The organism is Cupriavidus sp. IK-TO18, assembly GCF_015549295.1.
GTDB classification, from domain to species: domain Bacteria; phylum Pseudomonadota; class Gammaproteobacteria; order Burkholderiales; family Burkholderiaceae; genus Cupriavidus; species Cupriavidus oxalaticus_A.
The window spans coordinates 40,600-57,167 of sequence record NZ_JADGMP010000002.1 but is presented as its reverse complement, the minus strand read 5'-3'; the positions used below and the strand labels follow the sequence as shown (position 1 = coordinate 57,167).

Genomic DNA, 16,568 nt, shown 5'->3' with positions numbered 1-16,568 from the left:
GACCGGGCGTGCAACTGCCAATGAAAGGCCACAGAGCCATGAGTATTGAGAGTATCCAGCAACAATTCCTAGACAGCGCCGAGACCAAGCGACAGGCCGCGGCGGCAATGGCCCCCTATATCGACGCCGCCGTGGAACGCATGGTGGGCGCGCTGACCAGCGGCAACAAGATCCTGGCGTGCGGCAACGGCGGCTCGGCGGCCGATGCGCAGCATTTCGCCGCCGAGCTGGTCGGGCGCTTCGAGCGCGAGCGCCCGGGCCTGGCGGCGATCGCACTGACCACCGACAGCTCGATCCTGACCGCGATCGGCAACGACTATGACTTCAGCAAGGTGTTTTCCAAGCAGGTCGAGGCACTCGGCGTGCCCGGCGACATCCTGCTGGCGATTTCCACCTCGGGCAACTCGGCCAATGTGATCGCCGCGATCGAGGCGGCGCGCCAGCGCGAGATGGCCGTGATTGCGCTGACCGGCAAGGGCGGCGGCGTCATCGGCGGCCTGCTCGATGAATTCGATATCCACGTGTGCGTGCCGAGCGAGCGCACCGCGCGCATCCAGGAAGTGCACCTGCTGACGCTGCATTGCCTGTGCGACGGCATCGACGAGGCATTGCTCGGGGAAGCCTGAGCTAGCCTGTCCGCTTACTCACTTCCGCCCCCATTTCCAACATCCAGCCACAGCAAGGACCGCATGACCAACCTGCCTACTACGCCTGAAACCCGGACCAGCGCCGCCGGCGCCGGCCGTATCCTTCGCGCCACGCTGACCGCGGCGGCGGTGCTGGTTTCCGCCACCCAGCTGGCCGGCTGCTTCCCCGTGATCGCCGGCGCCGTTGGCACCGGCGTGACCATGGCCACCGACCGCCGTCCGGCCGCCACCCAGACCGTCGACCGCGGCCTGCAGATGGAAGCGGAGAGCACCATCAACTCGCGCTACAGTGGCCAGGCCCGCGTCAACGTGACCGTGTTCAACCGCAAGGTGCTTCTCACCGGCGAGGCCAGCAATGACAGCGTCAAGCAGCAGGTCGAGCAGTACGTGCGCGGCCTGCAGAATGCGCGCGTGGTGATCAACGAGCTCGAGGTGGTCAACTCGCCCGGCTTCATGACGCAGAGCCAGGACGCGTACCTGACCAGCAAGGTCAAGACGCTGCTGATGACCGCCGACGGCGTGCCGTCGAACTCGATCAAGATCACCACCGAGAAGAGCGTGGTCTATATGCTCGGCGTGGTAACCCAGCAGGAAGGCGATCGCGCCACCGACGTGGCGCGCAATGCCTCCGGCGTGACCAAGGTGGTCAAGGCGTTCGACTACGTCAATGACACCGAGCGCGCGCGCCTGGATGCGGCCTCGACCTCGCAGAACCCGTCTTACGATGGCAACGTCGGCACGCCGGCGCCGGTGCAGTCGGTGCCGGGCGTGGGCGGTCCGGTCGATGCGCCGGCCAGCACGCCCAGCCAGGTCACTACCAGCCCGGTAGATTCGCCGGCTGCCTCGCCGGTCGCCCTGCCGCCGGGCCGGAACCTGCCCTGAGCCGGCTCGCTTGCCGGCTCGCTTGCCGGCACCACGGCGCCCGCACATGCGGGCGCCGTTTTTCCATCTGAGATTTTCACCGCACACTGTCCGCACCCGATGTGATACGGTTGCCGCGCCAGCAGGCATCTCGCCGATGCCTGCGCCCGGCACCCCACACGGAGCGAGACCATGACAACCATCCCCCGGCCCGCTGTGTTCGTGCGGCTGGCACTGCTGGCCCTGGCGCTTTGCGGCGCCCAGCCCGCACTGTCGGCCGACCCCACCGGCCAGTACGTGCGCATCAATGCCGCAGGCTGCACCAGTTGCCACGGCCCGTCGGGCCGCGCGCCTGAAGGCAGCACCATCCCGTCGCTGGCAGGACGCCCGCAGGCCGAACTGGTGGCGCAGATGCAGGCGTTCCGTTCCGGAACCCGCCCGGCCACGGTGATGCACCAGATCGCCAGGGGCTACACCGACGAACAGCTCGCGGCGATCGCGGCGTGGTTCGCCAACGTGCGTTGACGGGGAGAGCGCCATGCAACGACGACATTTCCTGGGCGCCGCCGGCGCCGCGGTGCTGGGCTCGATGGGCATGCACGCGGCGAGGGCCGCGGCGCCGGCCAAGGTGGTGGTGGTCGGCGGCGGCTACGGCGGCGCCACCGCCGCGCGCTACCTGCGCGAGTGGAGCGGCAACGCCATCGAAGTCACGCTGGTCGAACCCAATCCTGCGTTCATTTCCTGCCCGCTGTCCAACCTGGTGGTCGGCGGCAGCCGGCAGCTGGCCGACATCACGCTGTCGTACGACCAGCTGGTGCGCCGCCACGGCGTCAAGCTGGTGCGCGACACCGCCGCCGCCATCGATCCCGGCAAGCGCACGGTGCGGCTGGCCGGCGGCGGCACGCTGCCGTACGATCGCCTGCTGCTGTCGCCCGGCATCGAGCTGATGAGCGATGCGCTGCCCGGCCTGAAGCGGCCCGGCGGCGACCAGGTGCTGCACGCCTGGAAGGCCGGCCCGCAGACCCTGGCGCTGCGCCGCCAGCTCGAGGCGATGCCGGACGGCGGCACCTACGCCATCACCATCCCCTTGGCGCCGTACCGCTGCCCGCCCGGCCCGTATGAGCGGGCCTGCCAGGTGGCGCACTATTTCAAGCAGCACAAGCCGCGCAGCAAGGTGCTGATCCTGGACGCCAACCCGGACATCACCTCCAAGGCCGGCCTGTTCCGCAAGGTCTGGGCCGGGCAGTACGCCGGCATGGTCGAATACCGGCCGCAGTACGACACCGTCGATGTCGACCCGGCCACGCGCACGCTCAAGTTCGAGGTGCAGGACGATGTGCGCGCGGACGTGATCAACGTACTGCCGCCGCAGCGCGCGGGCGCGATCGCGGTGGCGACCGGGCTGGCCACGGCCAACACCAAGTGGTGCGATGTCGATTTCGTTACCTTTGAGTCGCGCGCGGCGCCCAACATCCATGTGATCGGAGATGCCATCCAGATCGCGCCGCTGATGCCCAAGTCCGGCCATATGGCCAACCAGCATGGCAAGGTGGCGGCCGCGGCGATCGTGGCGCTGCTGTCGGGCCGCGCGCCGGATCCGCAGCCGCTCTATAACAACACCTGCTACAGCTTCACCTCGGACCGCGAGGCGGTGCACGTGGCGAGCGTGCACCGCTACGATGCCGCACAGAAGACCATGCTGACCGTGCCGGGCTCGGGCGGGCTGTCGGACGCGCCCAATACGCTGGAGGGGGTGTACGCGCTGTCGTGGGCCAGGAGCATCTGGTCGGAAATGCTGGGATAAGGCACTGGCAATTTCGGGCGTTGCCAGGGCGCCCATAACAAAACCGCAAGAACGTGCAATGCCGCGCGCGGGGCGGCTGGTAGGCTGGGGGTTTGATCACATCGCCAGTCGCCATCCCGGCCGCCCCCGCCATGCAAGCCAGAGACCGTCTCCTCGCCCTCGCCATCGTCTGCGTCTGGGGTGTCAACTTTGTCGTCATCAAGGTAGGGCTGGCGGGCGTGCCGCCGATGCTGCTCGGCGCGCTCCGTTTCCTGCTGGTGGTCTTCCCCGCCATCTTCTTCGTGCCGCGCCCGCGCGTGCCGTGGCGCCTGCTGCTGGCGTACGGCGTGACCATCAGCCTGGGCCAGTTCGCTTTCCTGTTCTACGCGATGGCGGTCGGCATGCCGGCCGGCCTGGCATCGCTGGTGCTCCAGTCGCAGGCGTTCTTCACGCTGGCCATCGCCGCGCTGTGGCTGGGCGAGCCGGTGCGCTGGCACAACATTGCCGGCATGGCGGTGGCCGCCGCCGGGCTGGCGCTGATCGGCTCGGGCGCTGCCGCCAGCGCCGGCGGCATGAGCGTGGCCGGCTTCGTGCTGACGCTGTGCGCGGCGTTCTGCTGGGCCAGCGGCAATATCGTCAGCAAGAAGATCGGGCCGGTCGACCTGCTGGGCCTGGTGATCTGGGGCGCGCTGGTGCCGATCGTGCCATTCGCGCTGCTGTCGCTGTGGGTGGAGGGGCCGGCGCGCATCGTGGCGAGCGTCACGCATGTGTCGGCCATGGGCGTGTTCGCCGTGGCGTACCTGGCCTTTGCCGCCACCGTGTTCGGCTACACCATGTGGGGCCGGCTGCTGACGCGCTATCCCGCCAGCCAGGTGGCGCCGCTGACGCTGCTGGTGCCGGTGGTGGGGCTGCTGTCGGCGCATGTGCTGCTGGGCGAAGACCTGTCGCCGGCGCAATGGGCGGGCGCGGCCGTGGTCATGGCGGGGCTGCTGCTCAATGTGTTCGGCCAGCGGCTGTGGGCGGGCCGGGTACTGCTGCGCCGATAGGCCACCACGAGGCCACCACGTGGCCATCCTCCGGTCCACCACCGGGAGTCACCGCTGGCAAACCATGATTGGTGCCGCGCAGCCATGCCCGGCACAATCATGCTGTTCTGCATCATTGGGTAAACACTATATGCGCACTCACGCATATACGAATATATTGGACGGCATGGAAGAGCTGGATCGCGTTTTCGAGAAGGTGTCGGGCTACTTCAGCCTGCTGGCGGAGCCGACGCGGCTGAAGATCCTGCACGCCTTGTGCGATGGCGAGAAGCCGGTCACCACGGTGGTCGAGACGGTGGGTTCGTCGCAGACCAACGTGTCGCGGCATCTCAACGCGATGTACCGCTCGGGCGTGCTGTCGCGCCGCAAGGAAGCCAACCTGGTCTTCTACGCGATTGCGGACGAAAGCGTGATCGAGCTGTGCCGCACCGTGTGTGTGCAGGTGGCCAGCCGGCTGGAGGACAACGCCTTGCCCTCCGGCGCGGTCGACCGCTTCATGGCGCAGCCCGAGGCCGCGCCCGCGCGCAGGCGCCGGGCGGCAGGCTGAGCGCGATCCGGCTCTTCCGGACCATCGATCGCTGTCGCGCGAGGCGCGCGGCGGCACGAATAACAGGCGGCGCGCCCCGCAGGCGCAAGCTGCCGGAGGAGACGGCATTGCAGGAACGGAACCGGCCCGGGCGCATCGTGCCCGCGCCCGAGCACTTCGTCAGCGCATCGCTGCAGCAGGACATCGGCCGGCACGGCCTGGACGCGCCGCGGCGCGACTTCCTGCGCAAGAGCTTCCTCGGCGCCGCGGCCGGCATCGCCGCCGCCACCGCCGGCCGGCACGCGCTGGCGGCGGACGGCGATCCCGCCATCCTGGAGCCCCAGCCCTGGGCCACGTCCCTTGGCCAGCCGGTCGCGGCCCGGCCCTATGGCCAGCCCTCGGTCCATGAGAAAAACCTGATCCGGCGCGAGTCGCCGGGCCTGACGCGCGTGTCGGCGGCATCAGTCGCGTTCGCGCCGCTGCAGGGCTTCTTCGGCATCATCACCCCCAACGGCCTGCATTTCGAGCGCCACCACCAGGGCTGGCACGATATCGACCCGGCCCGCCACCGCCTGATGATCAACGGCCTGGTGCGCACGCCGCGCGTCTACACCATGGACGACCTGATGCGCCTGCCGGCGGTGTCGCGCATGCATTTCATCGAGTGCGGCGCCAATACGGGCATGGAGTGGGGCAACGTGGCCGTGCCGACGGTGCAATACACGCACGGCATGCTGTCGTGCTGCGAGTTCACGGGGGTGCCGCTGCGCGTGCTGCTGGACGACGCCGGCGCCGACCTGCGCCGCGGCCGCTACCTGCTGGCCGAGGGCGGCGACGGTTCGTCGATGACGCGCACCATCCCGATGGAGCTGGCCGACGAGATCATCGTCGCCTGGGGCATGAACGGCGAGATGCTGCGCCCTGAAAACGGCTACCCGCTACGGCTGGTGGTGCCGGGCGTGCAGGGCGTGTCGTGGGTCAAGTGGCTGCGCCGGCTGGAACTGGGCGACCAGCCGTGGAACGCCAAGGACGAGACCATCCACTACGTGGACATGATGCCGGACGGCAAACTGCGCCAGTACAGCTCGATCCAGGAGTGCAAGTCGGTGATCACCACGCCGTCGGGCGGCCAGCAACTGGTGGGCAAGGGGTTCTACAACATCAGCGGGCTGGCGTGGTCGGGACGCGGGCGCATCACGCGGGTCGATGTCTCGGCCGACGGCGGCCGCAACTGGCGCACCGCGCGGCTGGAATCGCCGGTGCTGTCCAAGTGCCTGACGCGCTTTAACCTCGACTGGGTCTGGGACGGCAGCCCCGCGATCCTGCAAAGCCGCGCCATCGACGAGACCGGCTACGTGCAACCGAAGATGGCCCAGTTGCGCGCCGTGCGCGGCACGCGCTCGATCTATCACAACAACGCCATCCAGAGCTGGCGGGTGGCGGCAGGCGGGGAGGTGTCCAATGTCCACGCGGGCTGAACGCGGCGCCGCCATGCTGGCGCTGGCTGCGGCCTGCGTGGCGCCATCCTGGGCCGCCGGCACGGCCGATGCGCGTGCGGCAATTGGCCGCGCCGCCACCCCGGCCGAAGTGGCCGCCTGGGATATCGACGTGCGCCCGGACTTCAAGGGCCTGCCCAAAGGCAGCGGCACCGTGGCGCAGGGGCAGCAGGTGTGGGACGGCAAGTGCGCCTCGTGCCACGGCGATTTCGGCGAGTCCAACGAGGTCTTCACGCCGCTCGTGGGCGGCACCACGGCCGAGGACATCAAGCGCGGCCGGGTCGCCGCCATGACCGGCAACCAGCCGTATCGCACCACGCTGATGAAGGTGAGCACGCTCAGCACGCTGTGGGACTACATTCACCGCGCCATGCCGTGGAACGCACCCAAGAGCCTGTCCGCCGACGAGGTCTATGCCGTCACCGCCTACCTGCTGAACCTGGGCGAGATCGTGCCGGCCGACTTCACGCTGTCGGACGCCAATATCGCGGCCGTGCAGCGACGCATGCCCAACCGCGACGGCATGACCACCGACCATGGCCTGTGGCCCGGCCGCGGCCGCCCGGACACGCGCAATACCGCCTGCATGAAGGATTGCTCCAGGCAGGTTTCGATCGCTTCGGCGATGCCTGACTATGCCCGCGACGCCCACGGCGAGCTGGCGCAGCAGCAGCGCGCCTTTGGCCCGGTACGCGGCGTGGCGGCAAGCGCGGCCGCCCCTGCGAATGCCGCATCCGCCGCTTCAGCGCCCGCGCCGGCCGGCGCCAGGCTGGCCAGCCAGTACCAGTGCGTGGCCTGCCATGCAATGGACCGGAAGCTGGTCGGCCCGTCGTTCGCGGACATCGCCGGCAAGTACAAGGGCCAGGACGCGCACGCCGCGCTGGCCAAAAAGGTCAAGGCCGGCGGGCAGGGCGCGTGGGGCAGCGTGCCGATGCCGCCGCAGCCGCAGATCCCCGATTCGGACGTCCATGCCATGGTGGGGTGGATTCTTGAGGCAAAATAGCGGGCTGGCCGCCGCAGTGCCCCCGAGGCGGCGGCCGGTGTATGCCGCGAAGCAGCTTGCAGTACGTGCCGAGCGGCCCTTGCCGTCCCCACGGCTTTACAGAGCTTGGAGAGCTTAACAATGAAGCAGTTTGTCATCGCAGCGCTGATGCTGGCCGCCGCCGCATCGGCCCACGCGGTCGATGCCGCCAAGGCACAGGAGATCGCCAACAAGAACGCCTGCATGGGTTGCCACCAGGTCGACAAGAAGCTGGTCGGTCCTTCCTACAAGGAAGTCGCCGCCAAGTATAAGGGCGACAAGAACGCCCTCGCGACGCTGAGCAAGAAGGTCAAGAGCGGTGGTTCGGGCGTCTGGGGCCCGGTGCCGATGCCGGCCAACGCCGCCATCAGCGACGCCGACCTGAAGACCGTGGTCGAGTGGGTGCTCGCAGGCGCGCCCGCCAAGTAAAGCCTGACCGCCCCCAGGGGGCAGTCCGCCGATGCAACGGGCCGGACGGCGCAAGCCGACCCGACCTGCACAGATCCAGCGGCCGGCAATGTACCGGCCGCGAGCAGGACACACGTAGTACGAGCAGGGCACAAGCTGGACAGAACACCAACGAGTACCGCCAAAGCGGTCACGCGAACCGATTGGGACGGAGTAGCCGGAGAGCAAGAACATGAATTCCAAACGACGAGAAGTGCTGCGGGTCACCGCTGTCCTGTCGCTGATGGCCGCCACCGGCCTGATCAGCGAAGCGCAGGCGGCCGAGTGGAACAAGACCGCCTTTGACGGCAAGAGCGTTGCCGACGTGATCAAGGCGCTCGGCGGCAGCGGCACCGAGAAAAGCACCGCCATCACCTTCAATGCCCCCGACATCGCCGAGAACGGCGCCGTGGTGCCGGTGGCCGTGACGAGCACCATCCCGGATACCGAGCAGATCGCGATCCTGGTGGAAAAGAACCCCAATACCCTGGCCGCCGACTTCATCATCCCGGCCGGCACCGAGCCGTTCGTCTCCACGCGCGTGAAGATGGGCCAGACCTCGGTGGTGCACGCCGCGGTCAAGGCCGGCGGCAAGTGGTACGTGGCATCGAAGGAAATCAAGGTCACGCTGGGCGGTTGCGGCGGCTGACGCCGACACTCGCCCCGTTACCGAGATTCCCGCCAACTGCAACCGGAGAAACACATGGCAGACCCGATGCGCGTACGCGCCACCGAGAACGGCGGCGTGGTTGATGTAAAGATCCTGATGAAGCACGACATGGAGACCGGCCAGCGCAAGGACGCGTCCGGCAAGGTCATCCCGGCCTGGCATATCCAGACCGTGACCGCCCAGTGCAAGGGCAAGGAAGTGTTCCGCGCCCAGTTCGGGCCGGCGGTGTCCAAGGACCCGTTCCTGAACTTCAAGTTCAAGGGCGGCGCCAAGGGCGACAAGGTCGCGGTGACCTGGATCGACAACAAGGGCGACAAGCGCACCGACGAAGCGACCATCGCCTGAGGCCGACCGATGCCGGCATGTTGCCGGCACGCCGCGTCGTCCTCTGCTAAGGTTCGGGGCGGAATGCCGGGACGGACCCGGCCGGAAGGAGCATTATGCGGCGAGCATTTATTCGAGCATCGGCGGCGCTGGCAGCCATCGGCCTGGCGGCCAAGGCCTCTGCACAGTCCGGCCAGCCGGCGCAGGCCGGTGCCGGCAAGGGCGGGCGCGTGAAGGTGGTGTACCAGCTGTCGGAAGGCATCGACCAGGCGGTGCGCGCGATGGGCAACCTGCGCAACCACCTGAATGGCGCCCCCGGCACCAAGATCGTGGTGGTCGCGTTCGGCTATGGCATCGATTTTTTGGTCGAAGGTGCCAAGGATGCGCGCGGCAACAGCTTTGAGAGCCCGGTGGGCGCGCTGGCCGCCGAAGGCGTGGAGTTCCGCGTGTGCCGCAATACGCTGACCGCGCGCAGGATTACCGAATCGCAGCTGTTGATGGAAGCAAAGGTAGTACAGGCCGGCGTGGTCGAGATCGCCCGCCTGCAAGCCGAGGAAGGCTACGCCTATATCAAGCCCTGAGCCGGGCTGGCGCTGCCTGACGGCAAGACAAGAGAAGAAGCTAGAAAAAACGGCCCGTCCCGAAAGGCGCGGCCGCGAGGAGAAGCCCCATGAAACCGATCCGAAGCCTGGCCCGGCGCGCTGCGCTGGCCCTGGCCGCCACCGCGGCGGCCGCGGGCGCTGTCGCCGTGCATGCGCAGGGCAGCACCGCCGATGAAATCGCCAAGTACCGCCAGATGCTGGCCGAAGGCAATCCCGCCGAGCTGTGGGAAGCCGCCGGCGAAGAGCTGTGGAAAAAGCCGGCCGGCCCGAAGAACGCCTCGCTCGAGCAATGCGACCTGGGCAAGGGCCCGGGCGTGACCAAGGGCGCCTACGCCGAGCTGCCGCGCTACTTCAAGGACGCCAACAAGGTGATGGACCTGGAGCAGCGTCTGGCCTGGTGCCGCGTGACGCTGCAGGGTCTCACGAAAGAAGAGGCGACCAGGAACCCGTTCTCGGCCTCGGGCAAGCCGTCCGACATCGAACGCCTGGTTGCGTATCTGACCGGCGAATCGCGCGGCGCGAAGATGAACGTGCAACTCAACCATCCGGAAGAGAAGCGCACCTACGCCCTCGGCCAGAAGATGTTCTTCTACCGCGGCGGCGCCTATGACTTTGCCTGCGCCACCTGCCACGCGGTCGACGGGCAGCGCATCCGCCTGCAGGACCTGCCCAACCTGCTCACCGACAAGGGCGCGCAGGCGGCCTACACCACGTGGCCCGCCTACCGCGTGTCGCAGGGCGAGGTTCGCTCGATGCAGCACCGCCTGTACGACTGCCTGCGCCAGCAACGCTTTCCCGAACCCGCCTATGGCTCGGACGTGATCACCGCGCTGACCATGTTCCTGGCGAAGAACGCCAACGGCGGCACCTACGATGGCCCGGCGATGAAGCGCTGACCAGTACGGGAGAGACGACATGCAACGACAATACAAGGCACTCGCCATCGCCGCGCTGGCTACCCTGGTGGCAACCGGCGCGCAGGCGCAGGACAACACCAGGGCCCGTCCCGCCAAGACAAAGCCCGCTGCCGTCAGCAGCGCCGACATGAAGCACCTGATCGAGGACTCGTTCTCCTCCAGGGGTCCCGCTACCGTGGAAGGCGTTTTGAACCAGGACGCCATGCAGCAGGCCTGCAGCCAGTACCCGGACCGCAGCAAGGTGCCTGGCAAGGTGGCGAAGAAGATCGAGGCCGCCGAACTCAAGCAGGTCAAATATCCCGCCGACAGCAACTGGCTCGGCGACTGGAAGGAAGGCGAGAAGGTCGCCCAGAACGGCCGCGGCATGCAGTTCACCGACCAGGTCGGCGGCACCAACGGCGGCAACTGCTACGCCTGCCACCAGATGACCAAGGCCGAGATCTCGTTCGGCAATATCGGCCCGTCGCTGTACCAGTACGGCAAGCTGCGCGGCAACTCGCAGGAAGTGGTCAAGTACACCTGGGGCAAGATCTGGGATTCGAACGCCTACTCCGCCTGCTCCAACATGCCGCGCTTCGGCCACAAGGGCATCCTGACCGAGGCCCAGATCCGCGACGTGATGGCGCTGCTGCTCGACCCGGCCTCGCCCGTCAACCAGTAAGCCCGATGCGCGCGCGTGCCGTCCTGCTGCGCTGGCTGCTGGCCGCTGGCCTGGCCTGCGCCGCCGGCGGCGCCGCCGCGCTGGAAGTGGGCGACACCGTGCGCCTGCCCGATGTGCAGACGCTCGACGGGCGCACGCTGCGCGCCGACACGCTGGCCGGCAAGCCGCTGGTGGTCGAATACTGGGCCTCGTGGTGCCCGTTCTGCGCGATGCAGAACCCGCGCCTGCAGAAGCTGTACGAGCGCACGCGCGGCACGCCGCTGCGGGTGCTGGCCATCAGCATCGACAAGGACCCGCGCGAGGCCGCTGAATACATGAAGAAGCGCGGCTACACCTTTCCCGCAGCGATGGATTCCGCCGCGCTGCAGGCCGTGTTCGGCAAGCGCAAGGGCCTGCCCGAGCTGTACGTGATCGACGCGCGCGGGCGCGTGGTGCAGAAGGAAGTGGGCGAGATGCTCGAAGACGACGTGGCCGCGCTGGAGCGTTACGCGAAGCCATAGCGATGCGATGCCGGACGCCACGCGCCCACCGGCACGCACTTATCCACAGGACGAACATGAACCGACGCGAGTTCCTGCAGGTGCTGGCCATTGCCGGCGCCGGCGGCATGACTTTCCCCCACCAGGACGCGCACGCCGCGCAGGCCGCCGAGTCGATGTACGACCTGCCGCGCTTCGGCAACGTCCACCTGCTGCATTTCACCGACTGCCACGCGCAACTGCGGCCGGTGTACTTCCGCGAACCCAGCGTCAACCTCGGCATCGGCGACTACGCCGGCAAGCCGCCGCACCTGGTCGGCGAGGCGCTGCTGCGCCACTACGGCATCCGCCCGGGTACGCCGCAGGCGCATGCGTTCACCTATCTCGATTTCAACGAGGCCGCGCGACGCTATGGCAAGGTCGGCGGGTTTGCGCACCTGGCGACGCTGGTCAAGCGGCTCAAGGCGGGCCGGCCGGGCGCGCTGCTGCTCGACGGCGGCGATACCTGGCAGGGCTCGGCCACGGCGCTGTGGACCAAGGGGCAGGACATGGTGGATGCGGCGCTGGCGCTCGGTGTCGACGTGATGACGCCGCACTGGGAAATGACGCTCGGCGCGGACCGCGTCAAGGAAATCGTCGACAAGGACTTCAAGGGCAAGGTCGCCTTCCTGGCACAGAACATCAAGACCAACGACTTCGGCGACCCGGTGTTCGATCCGTACGTGATCCGCGAGATCAACGGCGTGCCGGTGGCCATCATCGGCCAGGCCTTCCCGTACACGCCGATCGCCAACCCGCGCTATTTCGTGCCGGACTGGACCTTCGGCATCCAGGAAGAAAACCTGCAGCAGGTCATCGACGCGGCGCGCGGCAAGGGCGCGCAGGCCGTGGTGCTGCTGTCGCACAACGGCATGGACGTCGACCTGAAGCTGGCCTCGCGCGTACGCGGGCTCGACGCCATCCTCGGCGGACACACCCATGACGGCGTTCCCGCGCCGGTGGCGGTGAAGAACGCGGGCGGCACCACGCTGGTGACCAATGCCGGCTCCAACGGCAAGTTCCTCGGCGTACTGGATTTCGACGTAAAGGGCGGCAAGGTAGCCGATTTCCGCTACCGGCTGCTGCCGGTGTTCGCCAACTACCTGCCGGCCGATCCGGCCATGGACGCGCTTATCAGGAAGGTACGGGCACCGTACGAACAGAAGCTCGGCGAAGTCCTCGCCGTCAACCGAGGCCTGCTGTACCGCCGCGGCAATTTCAACGGCACCTTCGACCAGCTGATCCTGGACGGCCTGATGCAGGTGCAGGGCGCGCAGATCGCGTTCTCGCCGGGTTTCCGCTGGGGCACCACGCTGCTGCCGGGCCAGGCCATCACCATGGAACACCTGATGGACCAGACCGCCATCACCTACCCGTACACGACCGTGACGTCGATGAGCGGCGAGACCATCAAGACCATCCTCGAAGACGTGGCCGACAACCTGTTCAACCCCGACCCGTACTACCAGCAGGGCGGCGACATGGTGCGCGTCGGCGGCCTGCAGTACACCATCGATCCCACCGCCGGCATGGGCAAGCGCATCACCGACATGCGCCTGGCCGGCAAGCCGCTGGAGGCAGGCAAGACCTACAAGGTGGCGGGCTGGGCGCCGGTGGCGGAGGAAGCGCGGGAGGCCGGCGGGGCGCCGGTCTGGGACGCGATGGCGCAGTGGCTGCGCAGCACGAAGGAAGTCACGGCGCGGCCGCTGAACGAGCCCACGGTGCGTGGGATGAACGGCAACGCGGGCATCGCCGCCTGATGTTGTGCAGTATCCTCACGCCAGCCGGGGAGGATTGAAGGCCGCTGCCGAAGTAGGCTACAATCGTCCGCGACGGGCCGATAGCTCAGCTGGGAGAGCGCTGCGTTCGCAATGCAGAGGTCGGGAGTTCGATCCTCCTTCGGTCCACCAGGATTTCTTGTAAAAAAACGCGCGGCATCTCACGATGCCGTGCGTTTTTTCTTTGGAGGTTCCCTAAAGGGGAACCCGGATCGGCCGTCTTTAGTTCAGCGAACTGGGGTCCTGAGCCGTCTTGCGCTGCTTGGCCTTGGCGACAGCGTAAGAGCCGACCTGCTTCTGCGTGACATAGCCGGTCTTCTTGCGGTCGATCTTGTCGAAGTTCTTCGCCACCTCGGGCATGCCGGCTTCGGCTTCCTGGCGGGTCAGCTTGCCGTCGTTGTCGGTATCGGCAGCCTTGAATTTTTCCGCGAACGCCGCCTTCATTTCCTGGGCGGTCATCGGCTTCTGTGGCTGCGCCGGTTGGGCCGGTTGCGCAGGTTGCGCCGGCTGTGCCTGCGGCTGTTGCTGGGCGCCTGCCTGCCCGGCGACGAACACGGCAGCCAACAAGGCGCCGGTCACCAGTACGCGTTTCGTCATCAAAGTCTCCTCGCTTGTGTCTTGGAATAGCCGGCCCGGTGGCCTGGCTTCCGGCCCGGGTGGCATGGGGCACTCTAGCAGCGGGGACTGTTCGGCAGAATTCAATCTTTTCTGCGGTCGATTGAATGGTTTGATGAGGGCGCGCCGCATGACGGGCACGCGCGGGGTGCGCCTGCTGCAGGCAATCGTGCTGAGTCGAAGCACTGAGTCGAAGCAGAGACGCCTGTCGTCCTAAGCCACCCGCGTCGGCCGCCTGGCCTTCATCGCCGAAGGCCGTACCTGTTGCAGCGCGCGCAGCGACTGCAGCGCGTCTTCCACGGCCTCGATGCCGTCGCGCAGTCGCGCGGTGGCATAGCCGAGCCGGCTTTGCGCATCGGCATCGGCAGTGGACAGTTGTTCCAGTGCATCGACTTCCGCCTGCATCTGGCCGACCAGGCGGCGCAGTTGCGACGTGCTGTGCGAAGCAAGTGACCGAATCGCCATCGTAGGGGCCCTCCTTGCATTGACCGGCATGCCGGTCAATGACTACGGTAAGGGCGTCGCCGGGACTTCGCCAGCGCTGTTACGAAATCGGCACGAAACAGGCGACGCAGGGCCGTCGGGGAATGCGGTGGGGCGCCGGCGTATCCTGGGCTATAGTCGCGCGATGGAATCGGAATCCGAAAAACGCTTTGGCTTCGGCCCCGGCCTGCCTGACGACGCCTCCGCCGCGACCGCGGCCGAAGCCGACGCCCGCCACCGCGCAGGCCGGCGCAGCACGCTTGTCAGCGTGGCGGTCAATATCGGGTTGACCGCGGCGCAGGGCGTCGCGGGCGTGGTAGCCGGCTCGCAGGCGCTGCTGGCCGACGCGGTGCATTCGCTGTCCGACCTGCTCTCCGACTTCGTGGTGCTGCTGGCGGCGTGGCAAAGCCGCAAGGATCCCGACGCGGACCACCAGTATGGCCACCTGCGCTTCGAAACCGCGGCGTCACTGGCGCTGGGCGCGCTGCTGCTGGCGGTCGGCGCGGGCATGCTGTGGGCCGCGGTGGGCAAGCTGCAGCACCCGGGCGGCGCCCAGCCGGTGCAGGCGCTGGCGCTGTGGGTGGCGCTGGCCACGCTGGTTTCCAAGGAACTGCTGTTCCGCTACATGCTGGCGGTGGCGCGGCGCGTGCGTTCCGGCATGCTGGTCGCCAATGCCTGGCATGCGCGCTCCGACGCGGCCTCGTCGCTGGTGGTGGCGCTGGGCATCGGCGGCAACCTGCTCGGCTACCACATGCTGGATCCCGTAGCGGCGATCGTGGTCGGGCTGATGGTGGCGCGCATGGGCCTGCGCTTTGGCTGGGATGCGCTCAACGACCTGATGGACCGCGCCGCGGACGAGGAAACCGTCGCGGCAATCGAGGCGACCCTGCTCGGCACGCCGGGCGTGCACGGCCTGCATGACCTGCGCACGCGCAAGATGGGCGATCAGGTGCTGGTCGACGTCCATCTGGAGATCGACGGCTCCCTGAGCGTGGCGCAAGGCCATGCGATCGCCGTCGAGGCACGGCGCCGCGCGCTCGAGCATCACCAGGTGCTCAACGTGATGACGCACGTCGATCCGGTATACGCCGCCAGGACCGCCGCCGCCGGCTAGGCTGCTGTGGACATCTGCGCCCGCGCCTGGGGATAACTCGCCGGACAAGCTGTGCCCCGCCTGGGGGTGCGCTGTGGGACGTATACGAACAACCGTCACGCGGTTGGCGTGCACGTATACGCAAGGGCCTGGCTATCCCGGTATACGGGTGCGCTGGCACCGTGGTTATCTTTCTTGCAAGTCCTTGAAGCAAAAGAGGAAAGGTGACTTATCCACGGGGCGGCGGCTGGTTTACCTACTACTACTATGTTTACATACGTAAACAATATAAAAACCATCGTCAAGACCGTTGCGGCGATCGCAGCGGTGAGGCGCCGGGACACGGGCGTATACGTGGGCGTATACCGCGCGCCGTCAGCGCCCGGGCAGGCCTGCAAACGTTAACGCGGCACCTTGAACGCCTTGCGCGCCCGTATCACCTCGGTCCGCGTCGCGCAGCCTTCCTGGTGGTCGTTGACCAGGCCCATTGCCTGCATCAGCGCGTACATGGTGGTCGGTCCGACAAAGCGCCAGCCGCGTTTCTTCAGGTCCTTGGACAGCGCCGTCGACTCGGGCGAGATCGCCATGGTGCGCAGCACCTCGGGCGTCAGCACCTTGGGCCGGCTGGCCAGGTCGGGCTCGAAGCGCCAGAAATAGGCGGCCAGCGACGATTCGGTTTCGAGCAGCTCGCGCGCCCGCTGGGCATTGTTGATGGCGGCCTCGATCTTGCCGCGGTGGCGCACGATGCCGGCATCGCCGAGCAGGCGCTGGATATCGCGCTCGCCGAAGCGCGCCACCTTGTCGATGTCAAAGTTGGCGAAGGCCTTGCGGAAGGCCTCGCGCTTGCGCAGGATGGTCAGCCAGCTCAGGCCCGACTGGAAGCCCTCCAGGCACAGCTTCTCGAACAGGCGCCGGTCATCCGCGACCGGGAAGCCCCACTCGTGGTCGTGGTAATGGCAATAGTCTTCCAGCGTGCCGCACCAGCCGCAGCGCGCCGGCGCTGCCGGGGCGGCCTGCGCTTCCTTCTTGCTTGTCATGCTTAACCTTTCTCCCTTTTGGGTGGATCCGGTGCGGTGGCCG

Annotated in this window: 20 protein-coding genes and 1 tRNA gene; 18 read left to right on the top strand and 3 right to left on the bottom strand. The window is 67.7% G+C overall.

All coding sequences use genetic code 11. From position 1 onward, the window contains the following. The first annotated feature begins 38 nt into the window (after positions 1-38). The 17 genes from IPF36_RS01615 to IPF36_RS01535 all read left to right on the top strand — a co-directional run bounded on the left by IPF36_RS01615 (position 39) and on the right by IPF36_RS01535 (position 13,429). Positions 39-626, top strand: coding sequence for a phosphoheptose isomerase (locus IPF36_RS01615; protein ID WP_133097772.1), 588 nt, complete (start codon positions 39-41; stop codon positions 624-626). A gap of 63 nt (positions 627-689) precedes the next feature. Continuing rightward, entirely contained in the window at positions 690-1,529 is an 840-nt protein-coding gene (locus tag IPF36_RS01610) for a BON domain-containing protein (protein ID WP_133097771.1), read from the top strand. Between the two features lie 171 nt (positions 1,530-1,700). After that, positions 1,701-2,033 carry a c-type cytochrome gene (locus tag IPF36_RS01605; RefSeq protein ID WP_195427163.1) on the top strand — a complete coding sequence of 111 codons (333 nt, stop codon included), beginning with the start codon at positions 1,701-1,703 and terminating at the stop codon, positions 2,031-2,033. Between the two features lie 13 nt (positions 2,034-2,046). Then, on the top strand, positions 2,047-3,312 hold the full coding sequence (locus IPF36_RS01600; RefSeq protein ID WP_135706103.1) for an NAD(P)/FAD-dependent oxidoreductase: 1,266 nt from the start codon (positions 2,047-2,049) through the stop codon (positions 3,310-3,312). Positions 3,313-3,443: 131 nt separating this feature from the next. Continuing rightward, positions 3,444-4,337, top strand: a complete 894-nt coding sequence (locus IPF36_RS01595; protein WP_135706102.1) for an EamA family transporter — start codon at positions 3,444-3,446, stop codon at positions 4,335-4,337. Between the two features lie 130 nt (positions 4,338-4,467). Continuing rightward, entirely contained in the window at positions 4,468-4,884 is a 417-nt protein-coding gene (locus IPF36_RS01590; protein WP_133097767.1) for a metalloregulator ArsR/SmtB family transcription factor, read from the top strand. A 107-nt stretch (positions 4,885-4,991) separates the two neighbouring features. Further along, on the top strand, positions 4,992-6,341 hold the full coding sequence (gene soxC / locus IPF36_RS01585; RefSeq protein ID WP_195427161.1) for a sulfite dehydrogenase: 1,350 nt from the start codon (positions 4,992-4,994) through the stop codon (positions 6,339-6,341). After that, positions 6,325-7,362 (top strand): c-type cytochrome, encoded by a 1,038-nt coding sequence (locus IPF36_RS01580; RefSeq protein WP_195427159.1) that lies wholly within the window; start codon positions 6,325-6,327, stop codon positions 7,360-7,362. The genes soxC and IPF36_RS01580 overlap by 17 nt, the downstream gene beginning before the upstream one ends. Positions 7,363-7,482: 120 nt before the next feature. Continuing rightward, positions 7,483-7,809 (top strand): c-type cytochrome, encoded by a 327-nt coding sequence (locus tag IPF36_RS01575; protein ID WP_195427157.1) that lies wholly within the window; start codon positions 7,483-7,485, stop codon positions 7,807-7,809. 211 nt (positions 7,810-8,020) lie between these two features. After that, the gene (soxY, locus tag IPF36_RS01570) at positions 8,021-8,476 is read left to right on the top strand and encodes a thiosulfate oxidation carrier protein SoxY (protein WP_063240926.1); all 456 of its coding nucleotides are present in this window, start codon (positions 8,021-8,023) and stop codon (positions 8,474-8,476) included. A gap of 54 nt (positions 8,477-8,530) precedes the next feature. After that, positions 8,531-8,842, top strand: a complete 312-nt coding sequence (soxZ, locus tag IPF36_RS01565; RefSeq protein ID WP_116355082.1) for a thiosulfate oxidation carrier complex protein SoxZ — start codon at positions 8,531-8,533, stop codon at positions 8,840-8,842. Positions 8,843-8,937: 95 nt separating this feature from the next. Next, positions 8,938-9,402 carry a DsrE family protein gene (locus IPF36_RS01560; protein ID WP_133097764.1) on the top strand — a complete coding sequence of 155 codons (465 nt, stop codon included), beginning with the start codon at positions 8,938-8,940 and terminating at the stop codon, positions 9,400-9,402. Between the two features lie 89 nt (positions 9,403-9,491). Continuing rightward, a complete protein-coding gene (soxA, locus tag IPF36_RS01555; RefSeq protein ID WP_135706099.1) occupies positions 9,492-10,319 on the top strand; it encodes a sulfur oxidation c-type cytochrome SoxA in 828 nt (275 codons plus the stop codon). 19 nt (positions 10,320-10,338) lie between these two features. Continuing rightward, positions 10,339-11,001 carry a sulfur oxidation c-type cytochrome SoxX gene (soxX, locus tag IPF36_RS01550; RefSeq protein WP_133097762.1) on the top strand — a complete coding sequence of 221 codons (663 nt, stop codon included), beginning with the start codon at positions 10,339-10,341 and terminating at the stop codon, positions 10,999-11,001. Between the two features lie 5 nt (positions 11,002-11,006). Further along, positions 11,007-11,501: a TlpA disulfide reductase family protein gene (locus tag IPF36_RS01545; RefSeq protein WP_133097761.1), complete on the top strand. Its 495-nt coding sequence runs from the start codon at positions 11,007-11,009 to the stop codon at positions 11,499-11,501. A gap of 56 nt (positions 11,502-11,557) precedes the next feature. Next, positions 11,558-13,279, top strand: coding sequence for a thiosulfohydrolase SoxB (soxB, locus tag IPF36_RS01540; protein WP_195427155.1), 1,722 nt, complete (start codon positions 11,558-11,560; stop codon positions 13,277-13,279). Positions 13,280-13,353: 74 nt separating this feature from the next. Beyond that, positions 13,354-13,429, top strand: a tRNA-Ala gene (locus IPF36_RS01535). A 90-nt stretch (positions 13,430-13,519) separates the two neighbouring features. On the opposite strand, the gene IPF36_RS01530 is transcribed toward IPF36_RS01535, so the two are convergent. Next, a complete protein-coding gene (locus IPF36_RS01530; protein ID WP_135706097.1) occupies positions 13,520-13,894 on the bottom strand; it encodes a calcium-binding protein in 375 nt (124 codons plus the stop codon). Positions 13,895-14,125: 231 nt separating this feature from the next. Further along, positions 14,126-14,377: a hypothetical protein gene (locus IPF36_RS01525; protein WP_133097758.1), complete on the bottom strand. Its 252-nt coding sequence runs from the start codon at positions 14,375-14,377 to the stop codon at positions 14,126-14,128. A gap of 163 nt (positions 14,378-14,540) precedes the next feature. On the opposite strand from IPF36_RS01525, the gene IPF36_RS01520 reads away from it, so the two are divergent. After that, positions 14,541-15,509, top strand: a complete 969-nt coding sequence (locus IPF36_RS01520; protein WP_135706096.1) for a cation diffusion facilitator family transporter — start codon at positions 14,541-14,543, stop codon at positions 15,507-15,509. A gap of 380 nt (positions 15,510-15,889) precedes the next feature. On the opposite strand, the gene IPF36_RS01515 is transcribed toward IPF36_RS01520, so the two are convergent. Then, positions 15,890-16,525 (bottom strand): DNA-3-methyladenine glycosylase I, encoded by a 636-nt coding sequence (locus IPF36_RS01515; protein WP_133097756.1) that lies wholly within the window; start codon positions 16,523-16,525, stop codon positions 15,890-15,892. Positions 16,526-16,568 lie beyond the last annotated feature (43 nt).